General features: G+C 71.2%; 16 protein-coding genes. 7 read left to right on the top strand and 9 right to left on the bottom strand.

What is annotated here, in order from left to right:
* Positions 1-17: 17 nt before the first annotated feature.
* Positions 18-1,496, top strand: coding sequence for a PrsW family intramembrane metalloprotease (locus PCA76_RS30235; RefSeq protein ID WP_272613821.1), 1,479 nt, complete (start codon positions 18-20; stop codon positions 1,494-1,496).
* Between the two features lie 100 nt (positions 1,497-1,596).
* On the opposite strand, the gene PCA76_RS30230 is transcribed toward PCA76_RS30235, so the two are convergent.
* A complete protein-coding gene (locus PCA76_RS30230) occupies positions 1,597-1,764 on the bottom strand; it encodes a hypothetical protein (RefSeq protein WP_272613820.1) in 168 nt (55 codons plus the stop codon).
* 93 nt (positions 1,765-1,857) lie between these two features.
* Positions 1,858-2,196 carry a GroES family chaperonin gene (locus tag PCA76_RS30225; RefSeq protein WP_272613818.1) on the bottom strand — a complete coding sequence of 113 codons (339 nt, stop codon included), beginning with the start codon at positions 2,194-2,196 and terminating at the stop codon, positions 1,858-1,860.
* A 160-nt stretch (positions 2,197-2,356) separates the two neighbouring features.
* On the opposite strand from PCA76_RS30225, the gene PCA76_RS30220 reads away from it, so the two are divergent.
* On the top strand, positions 2,357-3,667 hold the full coding sequence (locus PCA76_RS30220; protein WP_272613817.1) for an AI-2E family transporter: 1,311 nt from the start codon (positions 2,357-2,359) through the stop codon (positions 3,665-3,667).
* Between the two features lie 27 nt (positions 3,668-3,694).
* Here PCA76_RS30220 and PCA76_RS30215 read toward each other — a convergent pair whose 3' ends face one another.
* A complete protein-coding gene (locus PCA76_RS30215; RefSeq protein WP_272613816.1) occupies positions 3,695-5,899 on the bottom strand; it encodes an ATP-dependent DNA helicase in 2,205 nt (734 codons plus the stop codon).
* Positions 5,900-6,001: 102 nt separating this feature from the next.
* Between PCA76_RS30215 and PCA76_RS30210 the strand changes: the two genes are divergently transcribed.
* On the top strand, positions 6,002-6,508 hold the full coding sequence (locus PCA76_RS30210; protein WP_272613814.1) for a DUF402 domain-containing protein: 507 nt from the start codon (positions 6,002-6,004) through the stop codon (positions 6,506-6,508).
* Positions 6,509-6,532: 24 nt separating this feature from the next.
* On the opposite strand, the gene sigJ is transcribed toward PCA76_RS30210, so the two are convergent.
* Positions 6,533-7,483 (bottom strand): RNA polymerase sigma factor SigJ, encoded by a 951-nt coding sequence (gene sigJ / locus PCA76_RS30205; RefSeq protein ID WP_272613813.1) that lies wholly within the window; start codon positions 7,481-7,483, stop codon positions 6,533-6,535.
* Between the two features lie 147 nt (positions 7,484-7,630).
* Between sigJ and PCA76_RS30200 the strand changes: the two genes are divergently transcribed.
* From PCA76_RS30200 to PCA76_RS30190, 3 genes are all read left to right on the top strand, one after another.
* The gene (locus tag PCA76_RS30200; protein ID WP_272613812.1) at positions 7,631-8,572 is read left to right on the top strand and encodes a PPK2 family polyphosphate kinase; all 942 of its coding nucleotides are present in this window, start codon (positions 7,631-7,633) and stop codon (positions 8,570-8,572) included.
* A 128-nt stretch (positions 8,573-8,700) separates the two neighbouring features.
* The gene (locus PCA76_RS30195) at positions 8,701-9,327 is read left to right on the top strand and encodes a DUF47 domain-containing protein (protein ID WP_053655020.1); all 627 of its coding nucleotides are present in this window, start codon (positions 8,701-8,703) and stop codon (positions 9,325-9,327) included.
* 4 nt (positions 9,328-9,331) lie between these two features.
* Complete coding sequence (locus tag PCA76_RS30190; protein WP_272613810.1) at positions 9,332-10,339, top strand: inorganic phosphate transporter; 1,008 nt, start codon at positions 9,332-9,334, stop codon at positions 10,337-10,339.
* A 59-nt stretch (positions 10,340-10,398) separates the two neighbouring features.
* Here PCA76_RS30190 and PCA76_RS30185 read toward each other — a convergent pair whose 3' ends face one another.
* The gene (locus tag PCA76_RS30185) at positions 10,399-11,367 is read right to left on the bottom strand and encodes a Gfo/Idh/MocA family protein (RefSeq protein ID WP_272613808.1); all 969 of its coding nucleotides are present in this window, start codon (positions 11,365-11,367) and stop codon (positions 10,399-10,401) included.
* A 274-nt stretch (positions 11,368-11,641) separates the two neighbouring features.
* Here PCA76_RS30185 and PCA76_RS30180 point away from each other — a divergent pair, with 274 nt between their 5' ends.
* Positions 11,642-12,475: an NUDIX hydrolase gene (locus PCA76_RS30180; RefSeq protein WP_272613807.1), complete on the top strand. Its 834-nt coding sequence runs from the start codon at positions 11,642-11,644 to the stop codon at positions 12,473-12,475.
* A 214-nt stretch (positions 12,476-12,689) separates the two neighbouring features.
* Here the strand turns inward: PCA76_RS30180 and pstB are convergent, their stop codons facing one another.
* The 4 genes from pstB to pstS are packed head-to-tail and all read right to left on the bottom strand — an operon-like array spanning position 12,690 to position 16,806.
* Entirely contained in the window at positions 12,690-13,466 is a 777-nt protein-coding gene (pstB, locus tag PCA76_RS30175) for a phosphate ABC transporter ATP-binding protein PstB (RefSeq protein ID WP_272619733.1), read from the bottom strand.
* A 17-nt stretch (positions 13,467-13,483) separates the two neighbouring features.
* Positions 13,484-14,572 (bottom strand): phosphate ABC transporter permease PstA, encoded by a 1,089-nt coding sequence (gene pstA, locus PCA76_RS30170; protein WP_272613805.1) that lies wholly within the window; start codon positions 14,570-14,572, stop codon positions 13,484-13,486.
* Positions 14,569-15,660: a phosphate ABC transporter permease subunit PstC gene (pstC, locus tag PCA76_RS30165; RefSeq protein WP_099848928.1), complete on the bottom strand. Its 1,092-nt coding sequence runs from the start codon at positions 15,658-15,660 to the stop codon at positions 14,569-14,571. Before pstC ends, pstA begins: the two co-directional genes overlap by 4 nt.
* Positions 15,661-15,699: 39 nt before the next feature.
* The gene (pstS, locus tag PCA76_RS30160; protein ID WP_272613803.1) at positions 15,700-16,806 is read right to left on the bottom strand and encodes a phosphate ABC transporter substrate-binding protein PstS; all 1,107 of its coding nucleotides are present in this window, start codon (positions 16,804-16,806) and stop codon (positions 15,700-15,702) included.
* Positions 16,807-16,885 lie beyond the last annotated feature (79 nt).

The following is a 16,885-nucleotide window of genomic DNA, read 5'->3' as shown; positions in this document are numbered from 1 at the left end:
CAGCATAGCGGCTACCGATGCGCCCGGACCAGACGGCAGCGGATGGCTACGCTGACCGCATGGCCGACACCCCGCCCGGTTCACCGCTGCCGTCGTCGCACGCACCCACGGCCCCGTCCGTCGGCGAGGCACCCCGGATGCCGCTGCGCCGACTGGGCTGGCGGCGGTTCCTGGTGCTGGCCGGGGTGGTGCTGTTCATTGCCGCCTGCGCGGTGTTCATGGTCTTCACGCTCGGCCAGTCGCTCGGTGTGCGGGCCCTGCTGATCGGGGTGGTCGCCGCCATCCTGCCGGTGCCGGTGCTGGTCGCCTGTTTCCTCTGGCTGGACCGCTACGAACCGGAGCCGCTGAAGTATCTGATCTTCTGCTTCGCCTGGGGGGCGTTCGTCTCCACCGCCGCCTCGCTCACGGTCAACGACTTCGCCGCCAACCGCTTCGCGGACTGGGGCCTGCCGTCCGCGCTCACCGGGGTGCTGGTGGCGCCGTTCATCGAGGAGCTGACCAAGGCACTGGGCCCGATCCTGCTGCTGGTGTTCCGCCGCCGCGAGTGGTCCGGGATCACCGACGGCCTGGTCTACTGCGGGCTCTCCGCGGTCGGCTTCGCCATGGTGGAAAACATCCTCTACCTGGGCGGATACGGCTATGCGACCGGCGCCGACCGGTACGGCCCGGCGACCGGCACGCAGCAGGTCATCGCGATCTTCATCGTCCGGATCCTGCTGTTCGGGTTCGCCCATCCGCTTTTCACCTCGATGACCGGTGTGGGGCTGGGCATCGCGGCTCGGACGGCCGACCGGCGGGTCCGGGTGCTCGCCCCGATCGGCGGCCTGCTGCTGGCGATGATGCTGCACGGCACGTGGAACCTGCTGCCCACGCTGACCCAGGCCACCGGCGAAGCGGTGATCATGTTGTACGGCTTCCTGGGCCTGATGGTGCCGGTCTTCTTCGGCATGGTCGGGCTGGCGGTGTGGCTGCGCGCCTGGGAGGGGCGGCTCACCGAGCGGACATTGCCGGACTACGTACGCGCCGGCTGGCTGAGCCCGCCCGAGGTGGCCGCGCTGAGCAGCCTCGGTCGGCGGCACGCGGCCCGCAGTTGGGCCCGGCGGGTGGCGGGCGACGCCGGTGTACGGGCGATGCGCGGCTACCAGTTCGCCGCCACCCGGCTGGCCCTGCTGCGCGACGGGACGCTGCGCGGCCTGGACCGCAAGCCGGCCGACCAGGAGCGGACCGCCCGCGAGGAGCGGGAGCTGCTGGACGCGATCAGCGCGTACCGGTCGTTCTTCGTCGGTCGGGACCCGCAGGCCCCGGCGGGGGTCTGGGACGGCAGCCGCTACCACCTGCGCTTCCCGGACGGTACGCAGCGCCCGGTGGACGCGCCGGACGAGCCCGTGGTGCCGATCCCGGTGGTGCTGGCCCCTGCTCCGCCTCCGGTGGGGTACGCCCCGTCTGGCTGGCCCGTCCCGCGACCGGCAGCGCCCTGGCCGCCGAGCCACCCCTGACGAGCTGCGGCCCTGACGACGTGCGGCCCCCCGGCTGGCGGGCTCAGGTCATCAGGGCGGGCTCAGGTCATCAGGGTGGGCTCAGGTCATCAGGGTGGGCTCAGGTCATCAGGGTGGTGAGGAAGTCACCGAGGCCCTGGAACATCGTGATCAGCGCCGCCCCGATCGCCTTGAACATCTGCGCGGCGCCCTCCGGCCGGAAGGCCACGAAGTAGATCAGGAACGCGACACTGCCCCAGGTCAACAACTTCTTAACGAATACCGGCATCGTCCCTCCCCAGGGCCACGGTCGCCGGATGGCTTCCCGTCGTACGGCCGGGCAAACGGTGCGCGGCGGGGCTTGGTGGCCGGGGGAGGTGCGTCAGAGGTAGAGGCCGGTGGGGTCGTTCTCGATCCGCTCGGCGGCCACGGCGTGCACGTCCCGCTCCCGCAGCAGCACGTACCCGCGGCCGTGCAGCTCGACCTCGGAGCGGTCGTCCGGGTCGAAGAGCACCCGGTCACCGGAGACGATGGCGCGGACGCTCGGCCCCACCCCGACTGCGGTGGCCCAGGCGAGGCGCTTGCCGACCGCGGCGGTCGCCGGGATGACGATGCCGGCGGTGGAGCGTCGTTCACCCTCGCTGCCCTCCATCCGCACCAGCACACGGTCGTGCAGCAGGCGGATCGGCAGGCCGGCGTCAAGATCGTTGTCGGCGGTCACGCCGCAGACGCTACCGTGCCGCCGACGGCGGGCCCGCTGGTGGTTACGCCGGAGGTGGCCGGGGCATTGTGTAGCGGAACTGCCCTACGGTGTCGGGAACGGACGTATGCTGTCCGACCTGTCGTAGTGGGCGGACCGGTTTCTCTGCCAGGAGGTGCGCTTGAGCCGCTTCGAGCGGGTACGCGGGCGGCTCCGCCGCGCCTACCAGTCGCGACAGGAGTCGGCCAGCGCCGACGAGGGCACGTCGAGTGACGCGTTGAGCGAGGTGTCGGAGGCGGCCCGGGTGGCGTCGCCGGCCGTGCCGGGGCCGACCGCGCCGCCGAGCGCCTCGGTCGTCGGCGCCGAACCTCCGGTGGACCTGCACAGCTCGACCTCCAGCCGGGACGACGCTGACGTCCCGCACGGGCTGCGGATCGCCGCCGCGTGGTGCTGGCGACTGATCGTGATCGGCGTGGTCGCCTGGGCACTGCTCAGGGTCGTCGGCACGATCAAGATCGTGATCATTCCGCTGGCCATCGCGCTGCTGCTCTCTGCGCTGCTCGCGCCAGCGGTCGGCTGGCTGCTGCGGATCCGACTGCCCCGCTCGATGGCGACGGCGGTGGTGCTGGTCGGCGGCCTGGCCGCGGTGATCGGCACGCTGACGCTGGTGGTCAACGAGTTCATTCGCGGTGTGCCGGAGCTGAGCGAGAAGTCGTCGGAGGGTGTCCGGCAGATCCAGAACTGGCTGAAGACAGGCCCGCTGCACCTCTCCGACACCCAGCTCGACCGCTACATCGACGAGGCGCAGGCCTGGATCAACGACAACACCTCGAAGTTCACCAGCGGCGCGCTGAGCACCGCCGCCACGCTGGCCGAGGTGCTGACCGGCACGCTGCTGGTGCTCTTCGCGACGTTCTTCTTTCTGCGCGACGGCAACCGCATCTGGCGCTTCCTGGTCCGGCTGCTGCCGGTCGCCGCCCGGTGGAAGGTCGACGACGCCGGCCGCGCCTCCTGGCACACGCTCGGCGCCTACGTCCGCGCCACCGTGCTGGTCGCCTTCATCGACGCGGTCGGCATCGGCATCTTCCTGGTCATCTTCGACGTCCCGTTCGCCTTCCCGCTGGCCGCGCTGGTCTTCCTTGGCGCGTTCATCCCGATCGTCGGTGCGGCGCTCTCCGGCGGCGTGGCGGTGCTGGTGGCGCTGGTCGACAGTGGCCCGGTCACCGCGTTGATCATCCTCGGAGCGGTGATCGGTGTGCAGCAGGTGGAGGGCCACGTCCTCCAGCCGCTGATCATGGGACGGGCGGTCGCTCTCCACCCGCTCGCGGTGATCATCGGCATCGCCGCTGGTGTCGTGCTCGCCGGCATCACCGGCGCGCTGGTCTCCGTGCCGCTCATCGCGGTGCTGAACACCGCGGTCCGCCGGCTTGCCGCCCGACGGGTCCCGGACACCCCGCCCGACGCCGTGGTCGTCGCCTCGCAAGCCCCTTGACCAACCCGCCGCAGCGGTGCGGTCAGGTCAGGACTTGGCGAGGCGTTCCAGGGCACCCCGGGCCACCTCGGGGCGGGTGGTGTACCAGAACGGTGGCAGCGAGCGGCGCAGGAACGGCCCGTAGCCTCGGGCCGTTTCCAGCCGTGAGTCGAGCACCGCGACCACGCCCCGGTCGCCGGTCGCCCGGATCAGCCGGCCCACGCCCTGAGCCAGCCGCACCGCCGCGATCGGCACGCTGACCGCGGCGAAGCCGGAGCCGCCGCCCGAGTCCACAGCCGCGGCGCGGGCAGCCGCCAGCGGCTCGTCCGGGCGCGGGAAGGGCAGCCGGTCGATGACCACGAGCTGGCAGGCGTCACCCGGCACATCCACCCCCTGCCAGAGCGACATCACCCCGAACAGACAGCTGGCGCGCTCCTCACGGAACCGGCGGACCAGCAGCGGCAACGCCTCCTCGCCCTGCAGGAGCACCGGCAGGTCGGTCCGCGCGCGCAGCAGCTCCGCCGCCTGCTGCGCGGCCCGCCGGGAGGAGAAGAGCCCGAGAGTACGACCACCGAGCGCCTCGACCAGCCCGAGCAGCTCCTCCCCGGCAGCGTCGGGCAGCCCGGAGACGCTGGGTCGGGGCAGGTGCGCGGCGACGTACAGGATGCCCTGCCGGGCGTAGTCGAACGGCGAACCGACGTCGAGCGACCGCCAACCGGGGCCTTCGGTCGCCGGTACGACGGCGCTCGGGGTGACGTCGCCGGCGAGCCGACGGCCCGGCGTCTCGGCGGCCGGGCGGCCAGGCCCGGTGCGGGCGGCCAGTGCGGCTGCGGCGGGGGTCGGCGGCGCGGGCGGCGGCGCGTCCAGCCCGAGGGCGCGGGCCACCGTGTCGAACCGGCCGCCCAGCGCCAGGGTCGCCGAGGTGGCGACGACGGTGCGTTCGTCGTACAGGTGGGTGGCGAGGGTGCCGGCCACCGACAGCGGCGCGACCACCAGTGCCCGGCGGCTGCCGCTGTCGTTCTTCTCCACCCACGCCACGTCGTGGTCGGCCTCCTCCAACAGCCGCTGCGCGGTGGTGGAGAGCTCGTCCAGCGCGGCCTTGGCCTGCTGCTTGCGGACCGGGTCGGGGTCGTCGGACTTGATGTCGCCGATCGCGTCCAGGGCGCTGCGGGTGGCGGCGTCGAGCAGCGTGCACGCCTCCCGCAACGGCGTCGGCAGCCCGGCGGTGATGCGCCCGGCCGGTGCCTCGGCCAGCCCGACCGCGAGGGCGTCACCGGCGGCGGTGAGTGCCTCGGCGGTCTCCGGCCGCAGCAGCGGGCGGGCCCGCCGGGTGGACCGGTCGATCAGCTCCGGCACCAACTCCGCCTGAGCCGCGGAGGAGACCCGGTCGGCCAACTCGTGCGCCTCGTCGACGATGAGCAGCTTGTGCGGCGGCACGATGTGCCGGTCGGCGAGCATGTCGACCGCGAGCAGGCTGTGGTTGGTGACCACGATGTCGGCCTCACGGGCCCGGGCCCGTGACGCCTCGGCGAAGCACTCCTGCCCGAACGGGCAGCGGGTCGCCCCGACGCACTCCCGGGCCGGCATCGACACCAGCCGCCAGGCCTGATCGTCGACGCCTGGGTCCAGCTCGTCCCGGTCGCCGGTGGCCGTCCGCTCGGCCCAGTCGCGCAGCCGCTCGACCTGCTTGCCCAACCGGCCCGCCTCACCGAGCCACTTCGTCCCGCCGCCGGGGCGAGCCGCCGGGGCGTCGAAGAGGGTGTCCTCCGGCTCTTCCTCGGTGGAGTTGTCCAGCCGGGCAAGGCAGAGGTAGTGGTGGCGGCCCTTGAGCACCGCGAAGGTGGGCCGACGCCCCAGCATCGGCTCGACGGCGTCGGCCAGCCGGGGCAGGTCGTGGTCGACCAGCTGGGACTGCAACGCCAGGGTGGCGGTGGAGACCACCACCGGGCCGTCCACGGTGAGCGCCGGCGCGAGGTAGGCCAGCGACTTGCCGGTGCCGGTGCCCGCCTGCACGAGCAGATGCTCGCCGCCGGCCACGCACTCCTCGATCGCCACGGTCATCTGCTGCTGGCCGGGGCGTTCCGCACCACCGGGGACCGCGCCGACCGCCGCCGCCAGCAGCTCCGTGCCACTGGGCCGGGCACCCCGCCGCCGGCCCTTGGCACGGGCCGACGGGGTGGCGGAACCGGTGGCGGTGCGGGGCGGAGTCACCGTGCGACGGTACCCGGCGCCGCCGACACCGACCGCGCCCATCCGCCGCGTGGCGCGATGCCGGCCAGGTCGGTCGGTACGGTCGATGCCGTCCGGTTACGGCCGCGCTACGACGCGTGGGCAGTATCGGTTAGGGTGCGAATCATGCCGAGCGACGTGGTCCGAGTGATCTACCGCAAGTACGACGGCAGCGCCCACCGCGACTACCCGGCCCGCCGCCTCACCGAGGACGACCTCGGCGTCTGGCTCGGCGTGCCCGAGGGCACCGAATCGGTCTACCACGGCCGACCGTCGATCGAGAAGATTCCGTTCGTGCTGCTGGTGCCACACCGCGCCTGGTGGACGGCCATGTTCAACCCGCCGCCCCGCACCAGCGAGGTCTACTGCGACATCGCCACCCCGGCCCGCTGGGAATCCGAGGACACCGTCCACCTGATCGACCTGGACCTGGACGTAGTCCGGCGTCGGGCCACCGGCCTGGTGGAACTGCTCGACGAGGACGAGTTCGCCGAGCACCGGGCTCGGTTCGGCTACCCGGACGACGTGGTGGTCGAGGCCGAAGCCGCGGCCCGTCGGCTGTTCGGAGCGCTCGGAGACGGCACCGAGCCGTTCGCCACCACGTACCGCAAGTGGTTGGCCCTGGTGGTCTGACGCCGCACGCCCGGCCGGCCCGGCTCACCAGCGCGGTGGCCACCCGTCGCCCACACCGAGCGGCGGCACGTCGGCCAGTTTCTCCGGGTTGAGCTGGTTGTAGATGGCGGTGACCCGGCCCTGGTCCACCGCGAAGGCGGTGACCAGGCGGATCGGCCGCCCGTCGCTGTGCACCGTCTCCATCTGGAGGCCGAGCACGCCGTCGACGAGCACGAGCCGGGCCAGCACCCGGTTGGCGTACCGGCCCGCCCGGCCGAACAGGCCGAGCGTGAACCGACCCACGGCGTCCGCGCCGAGCACCGGCCGGCGGGCCGAGGGGAAGTGCCCGCCCGAGTCGCCGACGAAGACCACGTCCGGCGCGAGCACCTGGAGCAGTTGGTCCAGCTCGCCGGACTCGGTGGCGGCGACGAACGCTTCGAGCACCCGGCGCTGCTCGACCGGGTCGGCGGTGTGCCGGGGTACGTCCGGCGCGGTGACCGCCCGGCGTGCCCGGGAAGCGAGCTGTCGGGCGGCCACCTCGGTGGTGCCGAGCACGTCGGCGACCCGGGCGAACGGCACCGCGAACACATCGTGCAGCACGAGAGCGACCCGCTGCTCCGGTGCGAGCCGCTCCAGCACCACCAGCAGCGCCGTACCGACCTCGTCGGTGCGGACCGCCCGTTCCGCCGGGTCGGGTGCGTACCCGTCATCCAACGGGGTCACCACCGGTTCCGGCAGCCACTGCCCCGGGTACGCCTCCCGCCGCACCCGGGCCGAGCGCAGCACGTCCAGGCAGATCCGGGCGCAGGTGGTGGTCAGCCACGCCGACAGCTCGCGGACCTCGGCGCGGGCCGTCGGGTCGGCGAGCGCCCCGGCGTAGCGCAGCCAGGTCTCCTGCACCGCGTCCTCCGCCTCGCTGCGGCTGCCCAGCATCCGGTGGGCCACCGCGAGCAGCCGCCCCCGCTCGGCCTCGAACTCCGTCGCCAGGTCCCGCACGACGCACCACCCTCCCCGGTCGGCACCGTCCTGGCGTACATCCTTCCGCCGACTGGACGCGCTGGCAGCCCCGGGCCGGACGGCCTGTCCAGCCCCGGGGGTGGCCCTCGACGGGCGGAAGGCCTGCGGGTGGGCGATGATCCGTGGATGAGCGCACCCCAGCAAGGGCAGATCGTGGCGCCGGACGGCGGCTCCGTGCGGGAGTTGCTGCGGGTCACGGCACCGGTGGATCTCGGCGCGATCGACCCACGGTCCACGCCGGGCCTGCCGGGTACGGTCGGGCGCGGAGAGCACCGTAAGGCCTGGGCACGAGAGCAGGTGGAACTGGTCGGCGGCGAGCTGGGCCGGCAGCAGGAGATGCTGTTCGCGATGGCCAAGACCGGGTCGGAGAGCCCGGCGCGCCGGGTGCTGCTGGTGCTCCAGGCGATGGACTGCGGTGGCAAGGACGGCACGATCAAGCGGGTGGCCGGCGCGATGAACCCGCTGGGCCTGCACATCCGTTCGTTCGGGCCGCCGAGTCGGCAGGAGTTGCGGCACGACTTCCTCTGGCGGATCCGTCGGGAGCTGCCGCCCCCGGGGTACGTGGGGATGTTCAACCGCTCGCACTACGAGGACGTGTTGATCGCTCGCGTCGGCGCGCTGGTGCCGGAGGCGATCTGGCGGGCTCGCTATGAGGAAATCAACTCGTTCGAGCGGGAGTTGACCGGCGACGGCGTGACCGTGATCAAGGTGATGCTGCACATCTCGTACGCCGAGCAGGGCAAGCGCCTGCTGGAACGGCTCACCGACCCGCACAAGCACTGGAAGTACAACCCCTCCGACGTCGACTCCCGGGCTCACTGGGACGACTACCAGGCCGCGTACGCCGAGGCCCTCAGCCAGTGCAGCACGGACGCCGCACCCTGGTTCGTGGTGCCGGCGGACCGTAAGTGGTACCGGGACTGGGCGGTGGCCCAGTTGCTGCGTGAGACGTTCGACACCCTCGATCTGGGGTATCCGGCTGCCGATTTCGACGTGGCGCACGAGCGGGAGCGGTTGCTCGCTGGGGGAGCGGGTGCGGGTGGGACGGCCGAGATGAACAGCAGGTGAACGAGCGGTGAATGCGGCCTGGCCAGGGGTGGGCCGCCGAATTCGCGGTTCTGTCGTTTCTTAGCATTCACCGAGCGGGTGCCCGACGGGCGCCGCCACCCTTCCACCGACGCGACGAGGTCTGTGCTGTGAAGTTTTCCTTCCGCCCCACCGAGGGCGCCTTCTACGAGCTCTTCACCAGGGCCGCGCAGAACCTGGTCCGGGGCACCGCGCTGCTCAACGAGCTGGCCCTGCCCGGCGTGGACGTGCAGTCCGTCAGCGAGCGGCTGACCGAGGTCGAGCACGACAGCGACCAGATCACCCACGACTTGTACAAGAAGATCAACTCGACCTTCATCACCCCGTTCGACCGGGAGGACATCTACCGGCTCGGCTCGCTGCTGGACGACGTGATGGACCACCTGGAAGCGGTGGGCGACCTGCTCTACCTGTACGGGCTGACCGAGCTTCCGGCGCTGCCCCGCGAGCTGCACGAGATGGTGAACGTTCTCGACCAGCAGGCCAAGCTGACCGCCGACGCGATGCCCCGGCTGAAGTCGATGAAGGATCTCGAGGACTACTGGATCGAGTGCAACCGGCTGGAGAACGAGGGCGACCGGATCAACCGGCAGTTGCTCGTCCGCCTCTTCTCCGGCGAGTACGACGCGTTGACGGTGCTGAAGATGAAGGAGGTCGCCGACGAGCTGGAGGCCGCCTGCGACGCCTTCGAGCACGTCGCCAACACCGTCGAGACCATCGCCGTCAAGGAGTCCTGAGCCGGTGTCTCCCGAACTCATCGCCGTACTGGCGGTGATCGCGGTCGCCTTGGCGTTCGACTACACCAACGGCTTCCACGACGCTGCCAACGCGATCGCGACAAGTGTCTCCACCCGGGCGTTGACCCCCCGGATCGCCCTCGGGCTCGCCGCGGTCGGCAACTTCGTCGGCGCACACTTCGGCGCTGGGGTGGCCAAGACCGTCGGCGACAACCTGGTCACGCTCCCCACCGGGGTGAGCAGCCTCGGGGTGGTCTTCGCCGGGGTGCTCGGCGCGATCGCCTGGAACCTCATCACCTGGTATTTCGGCCTTCCGTCGTCGTCCTCACACGCGCTCTTCGGTGGCCTGGTCGGCGCGACCCTGCTGTCCGCTGGCGGCATCGTGCAGTGGGGCAACATCGGCGTGAAGGTCATTCTGCCGATGATCCTGTCACCGATCGTCGGTCTCACCCTCGGTTACCTGCTGATGCTGGCCATCCTCTGGCTGTTCCGGAAGGGGCAGCCGGGCAAGCTCAACCGGGGCTTCCGGTGGGCGCAGACCGTCTCGGCGGCGGCCATGTCGGTCGGCCACGGCATGCAGGACGCGGCCAAGACCATGGGCATCGTGGTGCTGGCGCTCTACACCGGTGGTTTCCAGGAGAGCAAGACGCACATCCCGGGGTGGGTGTTCTGGACCTCGGCGACCATGCTGGCTCTCGGCACGTACGCCGGTGGCTGGCGGATCATCCGCACCCTCGGTCGGAAGATCATCGACCTGGGGCCGCCGGAGGGCTTCGCGGCCGAGACGGTCGCCAGCGCGGTGCTCTACTTCAACGCCCTGGTGCTGAAGGCGCCGATCTCCACCACCCACACGATCACCTCGGCGATCATGGGCGTGGGCGCGACCAAGCGGCTCTCCGCCGTCCGCTGGAACGTCGCCGGCAACATCGTGCTCGCCTGGATCATCACGTTCCCGGCCGCGGCGCTGATCGCCTGCGTCGCCTACCTGCTGGTCCGGCCGCTCTTCGGCTGACCGCCGTTTCGTGAAAGGCCCCTTGTCAAGGTCTCGCCTTGACAAGGGGCCTTCTCTGTTCAGACGTAGCGGACGCCGATCTGCTCGCGGACCGTGTCCAGCAGCGCCATCACCTCGAGGGTCGCGGCGTGCGGCACCAGCGGGCTCTCGGTCAGCCCGGCGGCCAGGCAGCGCTGCACCTCGATCGCCTCGTACTGGTAGCCGTTGCCGACCCCATCGGCGGTGATCGTCTCCGGCTCGGCGCCAGCCCGGTGCAGGGTCAGCGAACCGGGCCGGAAGAACGGCTCCGGCAGGTCGATCCGGCCGGTGCTGCCGGTGATCGAGGCGGACAGCTCACTCGACCCGACCATGCCGCAGCTCAGCGTGGCCAGCGCTCCGGTGTCGTAGCCGAACAGCATGCCGGTGTTCTCGTCCGTCCCCTCCGGGCCGAGCTGCGCCCAGGAACGGACGTGCTGCGGCACCCCGAGCAGCAGGTGAGCCAGGCTGATCGGGTAGATCCCCAGGTCGAGCAGGGCGCCCCCGCCCAGCGCCGGGTTGCGCATCCGGTGCTCCGGCGGGAACGGCCCGGACACCCCGAAGTCGGCCCGGACGTTGCTCACCGTGCCGATCGCCCCGTCCGCGATCAGCTCAGCCACGCGCAGGATCATCGGATTCAATCGCATCCACATGGCCTCCATCAGGAAGACCCCGGCGGCGCGGGCGGTGTCCACCAGCTCGGTGCTGGTGGCCAGGTCGAGGGTGAACGGCTTCTCCAGCAGCACCGCGCGTCCGGCGGTCAGGCAGGTCATCGCCGCCTCGTAGTGCGCGGAATGCGGGGTCGCCACGTAGATCGCGTCGACCTCCGGGTCGGCGGCCAACTCGACCCAGGAGCCGTACGCGCGCTTCGCGCCGTACGTGTCGGCGAAGCGCTGCGCGCTCTCCGCGCTACGGGAGCCGACCGCGACCAGCTCGGCGTCCGGCACCAACCGGAGGTCTTCGGCGAAACGGCTGGCGATGTGGCCGGTGGCCAGGATGCCCCAACGAGTCATACCGAAACGCTAGCCGAGCCAGGTGAACCGCCCGCTGCCCGGTGCTCATCCGCCGGCCCCCTGTGCCGCTCGGTAGTCCGCCACCCCCTGCACGCGTCCTTTGCTCTGCTTCAACCCAGGCAACAGTTACCGCACGTTCCCGTTGCCTGGGTTGAAGCAGAGCAAAGGGAGAGCGGGGAGTGGTCGGGCGGAGGCGTCTGGCACACCAGCTAGCCGCGTTGATCGCCGTACCAGCCGGGTCGGTGCGGCCGGTCGGGGGAACTAGGCTCGCGGCATGACGATCGACAGCGATGGCTTCGCCGCCCCGGCCGCCCTGGTCGAGCACGCCCGCCGGTTCCAGGCCGAGGGCGGCACCCCGGCGGTGCCCCGGGTCGCGGCCACCGTGCTGCTGCTGCGTCCGACCGACGCCGACTTCGAGGTGTACGTCATCCGCCGCGTCGCCGCCATGACCTTCGGCGGGATGTACGCCTTCCCCGGCGGCGGGGTGGACCGCTCCGACTCCGAGGCACACCTGGACTGGTCGGGCCCGGCACCGACCGAGTGGGCGGGCCGCCTCGGGGTGGCCCCGGACGCCGCCCAGGCGGTGGTCTGCGCCGCCGCCCGGGAGGTCTTCGAGGAGGCCGGCGTGCTGCTCGCCGGCCCGGACCCGGCGACCGTGGTGGGCGACGTCAGCGGCGACGACTGGGAGACGGCCCGGCAGGACCTGGAGGGGCGCCGGCTGGGCTTCGCGGCGTTTCTCGCCGACCGTCAACTCACGCTGCGGTCGGACCTGCTGCTGCCGTGGAGCCGGTGGATCACCCCCGAATTCGAGCCGCGCCGCTTCGACACGTACTTCTTCGTGGCCCTGTTGCCGGCGGGGCAGCGGACCCGTGACGTCTCCGGCGAGGCCGACCACACGCTGTGGATCCGGCCGGCGGACGCCCTCGCCCGGGCCCAGGCCGGCGAGCTGACCATGCTGCCGCCGACCCTGGTCACGCTGGCTCAGGTGGCGGCGGCCGGCGACCTGGCCGGGGTGGCGCGAGCGGCGGCCGACCGGGACGCCGCCAGCCCGATCAGCCCGCGCCTGGATCTGCCGCCGGATGGCGAACCCCGCTTCGTGCTCGGCTGAACCCGCGCCGCCCCCTCCCGCCCCTCCCGCCCCCTCCCGCCCCTCCCGCCCCTCCCGCCCCCTCCCCGCCCCTACGGCCCGTCGATCTAGGGCTTGTTGCAGCCAGTCGATCTTTGAGCACAGCGATCTTTCCTAGATCGACGGCGGGTGGGGGTGGGAGGAGGGGGAGGAGGGGAGGGGAGGGTGGGAGGAGGGGGTGGGCGGAGGGAGGGGCTCAGCCGAAGCGGCCCGTGATGTAGTCCTCGGTCTTCTTCACGCTCGGGTTGCTGAAGATCTTCTGGGTGTTGTCGTACTCGATCAGCCGGCCCGGGTCGCCGGTCTTCTCGATCGAGAAGAAGGCGGTCCGGTCCGACACGCGGGCGGCCTGCTGCATGTTGTGCGTCACGATGATGATCGTGAACTTGTCCTTGAGCTGGAACATCAGGTCCTCGATCGCCAGCGTGGAGATCGGGTCCAGGGCCGAGCACGGCTCGTCCATCAGCACGACCTGCGGCTCGACCGCGATGGTCCGGGCAATGCAGAGCCGCTGCTGCTGACCGCCGGAGAGGCCCGCGCCGGGCTTCCCCAGCCGGTCCTTGACCTCGTCCCACAGGTTCGCCGAGCGCAGCGCCTTCTCGGCCGCGTCCTCCAGGATCGACTTCTTGCGGACCCCGTTGAGCTTCAGCCCGGCCACCACGTTCTCGAAGATGCTCATGGTGGGGAACGGGTTCGGCCGCTGGAAGACCATGCCGATCATGCGCCGGACCGCGGTGACGTCCACGTCCCGGTCGTAGATGTCCTGGTCGTCGATGGTCAGGCTGCCCTCGACCCGGGCACCCGGCAGCACCTCGTGCATCCGGTTGATCGACCGCAGGAACGTCGACTTGCCGCATCCGGACGGGCCGATGAGGGCGGTGACCGTCTTCGGCTCGACGGTCAGGTTGATGTTCTCGATCGCCTTGAACCCGCCGTAGTAGGCGTTGACGTTCGAGGCTGCGACGCGCTTGGCCATGGTGGTACCTCCGGGGTTCATCGGCTGAGCCTGTTGCGACGGGCCAGCAGCTTCGCCGCGATCGTCAGGATGAGCACGAGGGCGACCAGGGTGAGTGCCGCGGTCCACGCCCGTGCCGGCGCGTACTTCGACGCGTCACCGGCCTGCTGGTAGACGAAGAGGGACAGCGACGACTGGTTGTTCTCGAAGGGGTTCGTGTTGATCGCGGCACCGCCGCCGGCGACCAGCAGCACCGGCGCGGTCTCGCCGGCCGCACGGGCGATAGCGAGCATGACGCCGGTGACGATGCCGGGCAGCGCCGTCGGCAGCACCACCCGCAGGATGGTCTTCCACTTGGGTACGCCGAGCGCGTAGGCGCCCTCGCGCAGCGGCGCCGGGACGAGGCGGAGCATCTCCTCGCTGGACCGGACGATGGTGGGGAGCATGAGCACGCTCAGCGCGAGCGCGGCGGCGAAGCCGGAGAAGCTCGGCCGACCGTCGTTGAACCACGGCGACACGACCAGCACCCAGAACGCCAGCACGAAGAGGCCGGAGACGATCGACGGGATGCCGGTCATCACGTCCACGAAGAACCGGATCGCGAAGGCGAACTTGCCCCGGCCGTACTCGACGATGTAGATGGCGCACAGGATGCCGAGCGGCACGGTGATCAGGGCGGCGATGCCGACCTGCTCCAGTGTGCCGATGATCGCGTGGTAGGCGCCGCCGTTGGCGTCTCGGGCCCCGATGTTGTTCATCGAGGTCTGGAAGAAGTTGGCGTCCAGTCGCTCGGTGCCTTTGCTGACCAGCGTCCAGACCACGGACACCAGTGGCAGCACCGCCAGCACGAGCGCGGAGTGGATCAGCGCGCTCCAGGTGCGGTTGCGGGCCGAACGGCGACCCTCGACCGCGTTGGCCGCGACGAAGAGCCCGACCAGGTAGAGGATCGCGCCGAGGACGACCACGAGGACCGGGCCGCCGATGTCGATGCCGTAGACGAGCACGGCGGCGAGCGCCAGGGCCGCCACGGCGATGGCCGGTGCGGCGTACCAGGGCAGCCGCCGCGCCCGCAGCGAGGCGGGCTGGGCCGGCGGGCGGGTGCGGTGGGAGGTGACGGTTGTGGTCATGCGGCCGACTCCGTGAACTCCCGGCGGCGGTAGATGATCGCCCGTGCCGTGATGTTGACGATCAGCGTGATGGTGAACAGCACCAGGCCGGAGGCGATCAACGCGCCCCGGCCGGTCTCGTTCGCCTCGCCGAACGCGTTGGCGATGTTGGCGGCGATGGTGTTGCCGCCGTTCTGGATCAGGTTGAACGAGATGCCGAAGGTGATGCCGAGGGTCAGCGCCAGGGCGATGGTCTCGCCGAGCGCCCGGCCGAGGCCGAGCATCACCGCGGCGATGACGCCCGGGCGGCCGTAGGGGAGCACTGCGGTGCGGAGCATCTCCCAGCGGGTGGCGCCCAGGGCGAGGGCGGCCTCCTCGTTGGCGGTCGGCGTCTGGAGGAACACCTCGCGGGAGAGCGAGGTGATGATCGGCAACACCATGATCGCGAGCACCAGGGCACCCAGCATGATCGACTTACCGAACGGGCCGTCGCCGCCGAAGATCGGGATCCAGCCGAAGTACTCGTTCAGCCAGACCGAGAAGTCCCGGACCGGGTTGATGAAGATGTCCCGCCCCCAGAGGCCGAAGACCACGCTCGGCACGGCGGCGAGCAGGTCGACCAGGAAGCCGAGCGCGGTGCCCAGCCGACGGGGCGCGTAGTGCGAGAGGTAGAGCGCGATGCCCAGCGCCACCGGCACCGCCATGAGCAGCGCCAGCGCCGAGCTGAGCACGGTGCCGAAAGCGAGTGTGCCGATGCCGAACTTCGGCTGGGTCTCGTTGGGGGACCAGCCTTCGTAGGACCAGAAGTTCTCGGTGTTGGCGCGTAGGGCCGGCACCGCCTTGGCGATCAGGAAGATCGCGATGGCGGCGATGATGACCAGAACGGCGGTGCCAGCGGCCAGTGTGAGACCGCGGAAGGCCCGCTCGGCGCCGAACTTTCGGCTGCGCGGCAGCGCGCCGCCGCCGCCCAGCCCGGTGCCGCCCGGGGAACGGGTGCTGACTGGTGCCTCGGCCACACGCGCCGAGGCACCGGCGGGCCACTCGTGACTCTGCGTCACGCGCGTCCCGCCGGTGCCGGCGTCGGCCGAGCGGTGAGGGGTTTCACCCATCTGCTCGCTCGATTCGGTTGCGGAGGTGGTGGGGTCGGGTCAGGAAAGGTTCTTGACCGCGGTCTCGACCTTGGTGCGAACCGTCTCCGGCAGCGGGGCGTAGCCCAGGTCGGTCAGCGAGTTCTGGCCCTCGGCGCTGGCGGCGTAGCCCAGCAGACCCTTGACCAGCTTGAGCTTGTCGGCCGCGAGGCCCTTGCTGCAGACGATCTCGTACGTCGCCAGGACGATCGGGTAGGCCCCGGCCTCCTTGGTGTTGTAGTCGATCGACAGCTTGAGGTCGTCGCCCTGGCCCTCGACCTTGGCGCCGGCGATGGTCTTGCCGGCAGCCTCGGCGGTCAGCGCGGCGAACTCGCCGGCGCCGTTGCCGATCTTGGACATCTTCAGTCCGGCGTTCTCGGCGAACGACCACTCCATGTAGCCGATGGAGCCGTCAGCGCCCTTGACCGAGCTGGCCACGCCGTCCGAGCCCTTGGCGCCGGTGCCTCCCGGGGCCTTCCAGGCCTTGGCGTTGCCCAGGGTCCAGTCCGCCTCGGAGGTCTTCGAGAGGAACTTGGTGAAGTTGTCGGTGGTGCCCGACTCGTCCGAACGGTGGACGGTCTGGATGGTGGTCGACGGGAGCTTGGCGTCCGGGTTGTCAGCCTTGATCGTGGCGTCGTCCCACTTGGTCACCTTGCCGGCGAAGATCTTCGCCAGGGTGGCCGGCTTGAGCTGGAGGTTGTCCACGCCGCTGACGTTGTAGGCGACGGCCACCGGGCCGATCACCATCGGCAGGTGGATGGCCTTGCCACCGACGCACTTGGCGTCGGCCTTCGGCTGCTCCTCCGGCTTGAGCGCGGAGTCGGAGCCGGCGAAGTCGGCGGTCCCGGCGGTGAACGCCTGGATGCCGGCGCCGGAGCCCGAGGGCTCGTAGTTGATCGTGACGCCCTGGCACTTCTGCTGGTACGCCTTGATCCACTCGGCCATGGCGTTCTTCTGCGCCGACGAGCCCTGGGCGTTCAGCGTTCCGGTAGCGCAGTCGACCGCGGCGGTCGAGCCCGAAGCGCTGGCGCCGGTGGCGGGCTCGTTGTTGTCCGAGCCGCATGCACTGAGGCCGAGCGTCGCGGCAAGAGCGAGGCAGGCAATAGTGCCGTACCGCTGGAGCTTCACCTGAGGGGTTTCCCTTCGCGTCTGACTTGGCGCCCCGATCCCGGGGCCCGAGGACCGGCATTGACCGGCTGACACGAAA

Source organism: Micromonospora sp. LH3U1, from assembly GCF_028475105.1.
In the GTDB taxonomy this organism is placed as follows: Bacteria; Actinomycetota; Actinomycetes; order Mycobacteriales; family Micromonosporaceae; genus Micromonospora.
This window is presented reverse-complemented; position numbering and strand designations above follow the sequence as displayed.

Coding starts and splice junctions, on each gene's coding strand:
- PCA76_RS30230 (WP_272613820.1), bottom strand. CDS start 1,764: ATGCCGGTATTCGTTAAGAAGTTGTTGACCTGGGGCAGTGTCGCGTTC.
- PCA76_RS30200 (WP_272613812.1), top strand. CDS start 7,631: ATGAGCGCACCCCAGCAAGGGCAGATCGTGGCGCCGGACGGCGGCTCC.
- pstB (WP_272619733.1), bottom strand. CDS start 13,466: ATGGCCAAGCGCGTCGCAGCCTCGAACGTCAACGCCTACTACGGCGGG.
- PCA76_RS30185 (WP_272613808.1), bottom strand. CDS start 11,367: ATGACTCGTTGGGGCATCCTGGCCACCGGCCACATCGCCAGCCGTTTC.
- pstA (WP_272613805.1), bottom strand. CDS start 14,572: ATGACCACAACCGTCACCTCCCACCGCACCCGCCCGCCGGCCCAGCCC.
- pstC (WP_099848928.1), bottom strand. CDS start 15,660: ATGGGTGAAACCCCTCACCGCTCGGCCGACGCCGGCACCGGCGGGACG.
- PCA76_RS30215 (WP_272613816.1), bottom strand. CDS start 5,899: ATGGGCGCGGTCGGTGTCGGCGGCGCCGGGTACCGTCGCACGGTGACT.
- PCA76_RS30210 (WP_272613814.1), top strand. CDS start 6,002: ATGCCGAGCGACGTGGTCCGAGTGATCTACCGCAAGTACGACGGCAGC.
- PCA76_RS30180 (WP_272613807.1), top strand. CDS start 11,642: ATGACGATCGACAGCGATGGCTTCGCCGCCCCGGCCGCCCTGGTCGAG.
- PCA76_RS30235 (WP_272613821.1), top strand. CDS start 18: ATGCGCCCGGACCAGACGGCAGCGGATGGCTACGCTGACCGCATGGCC.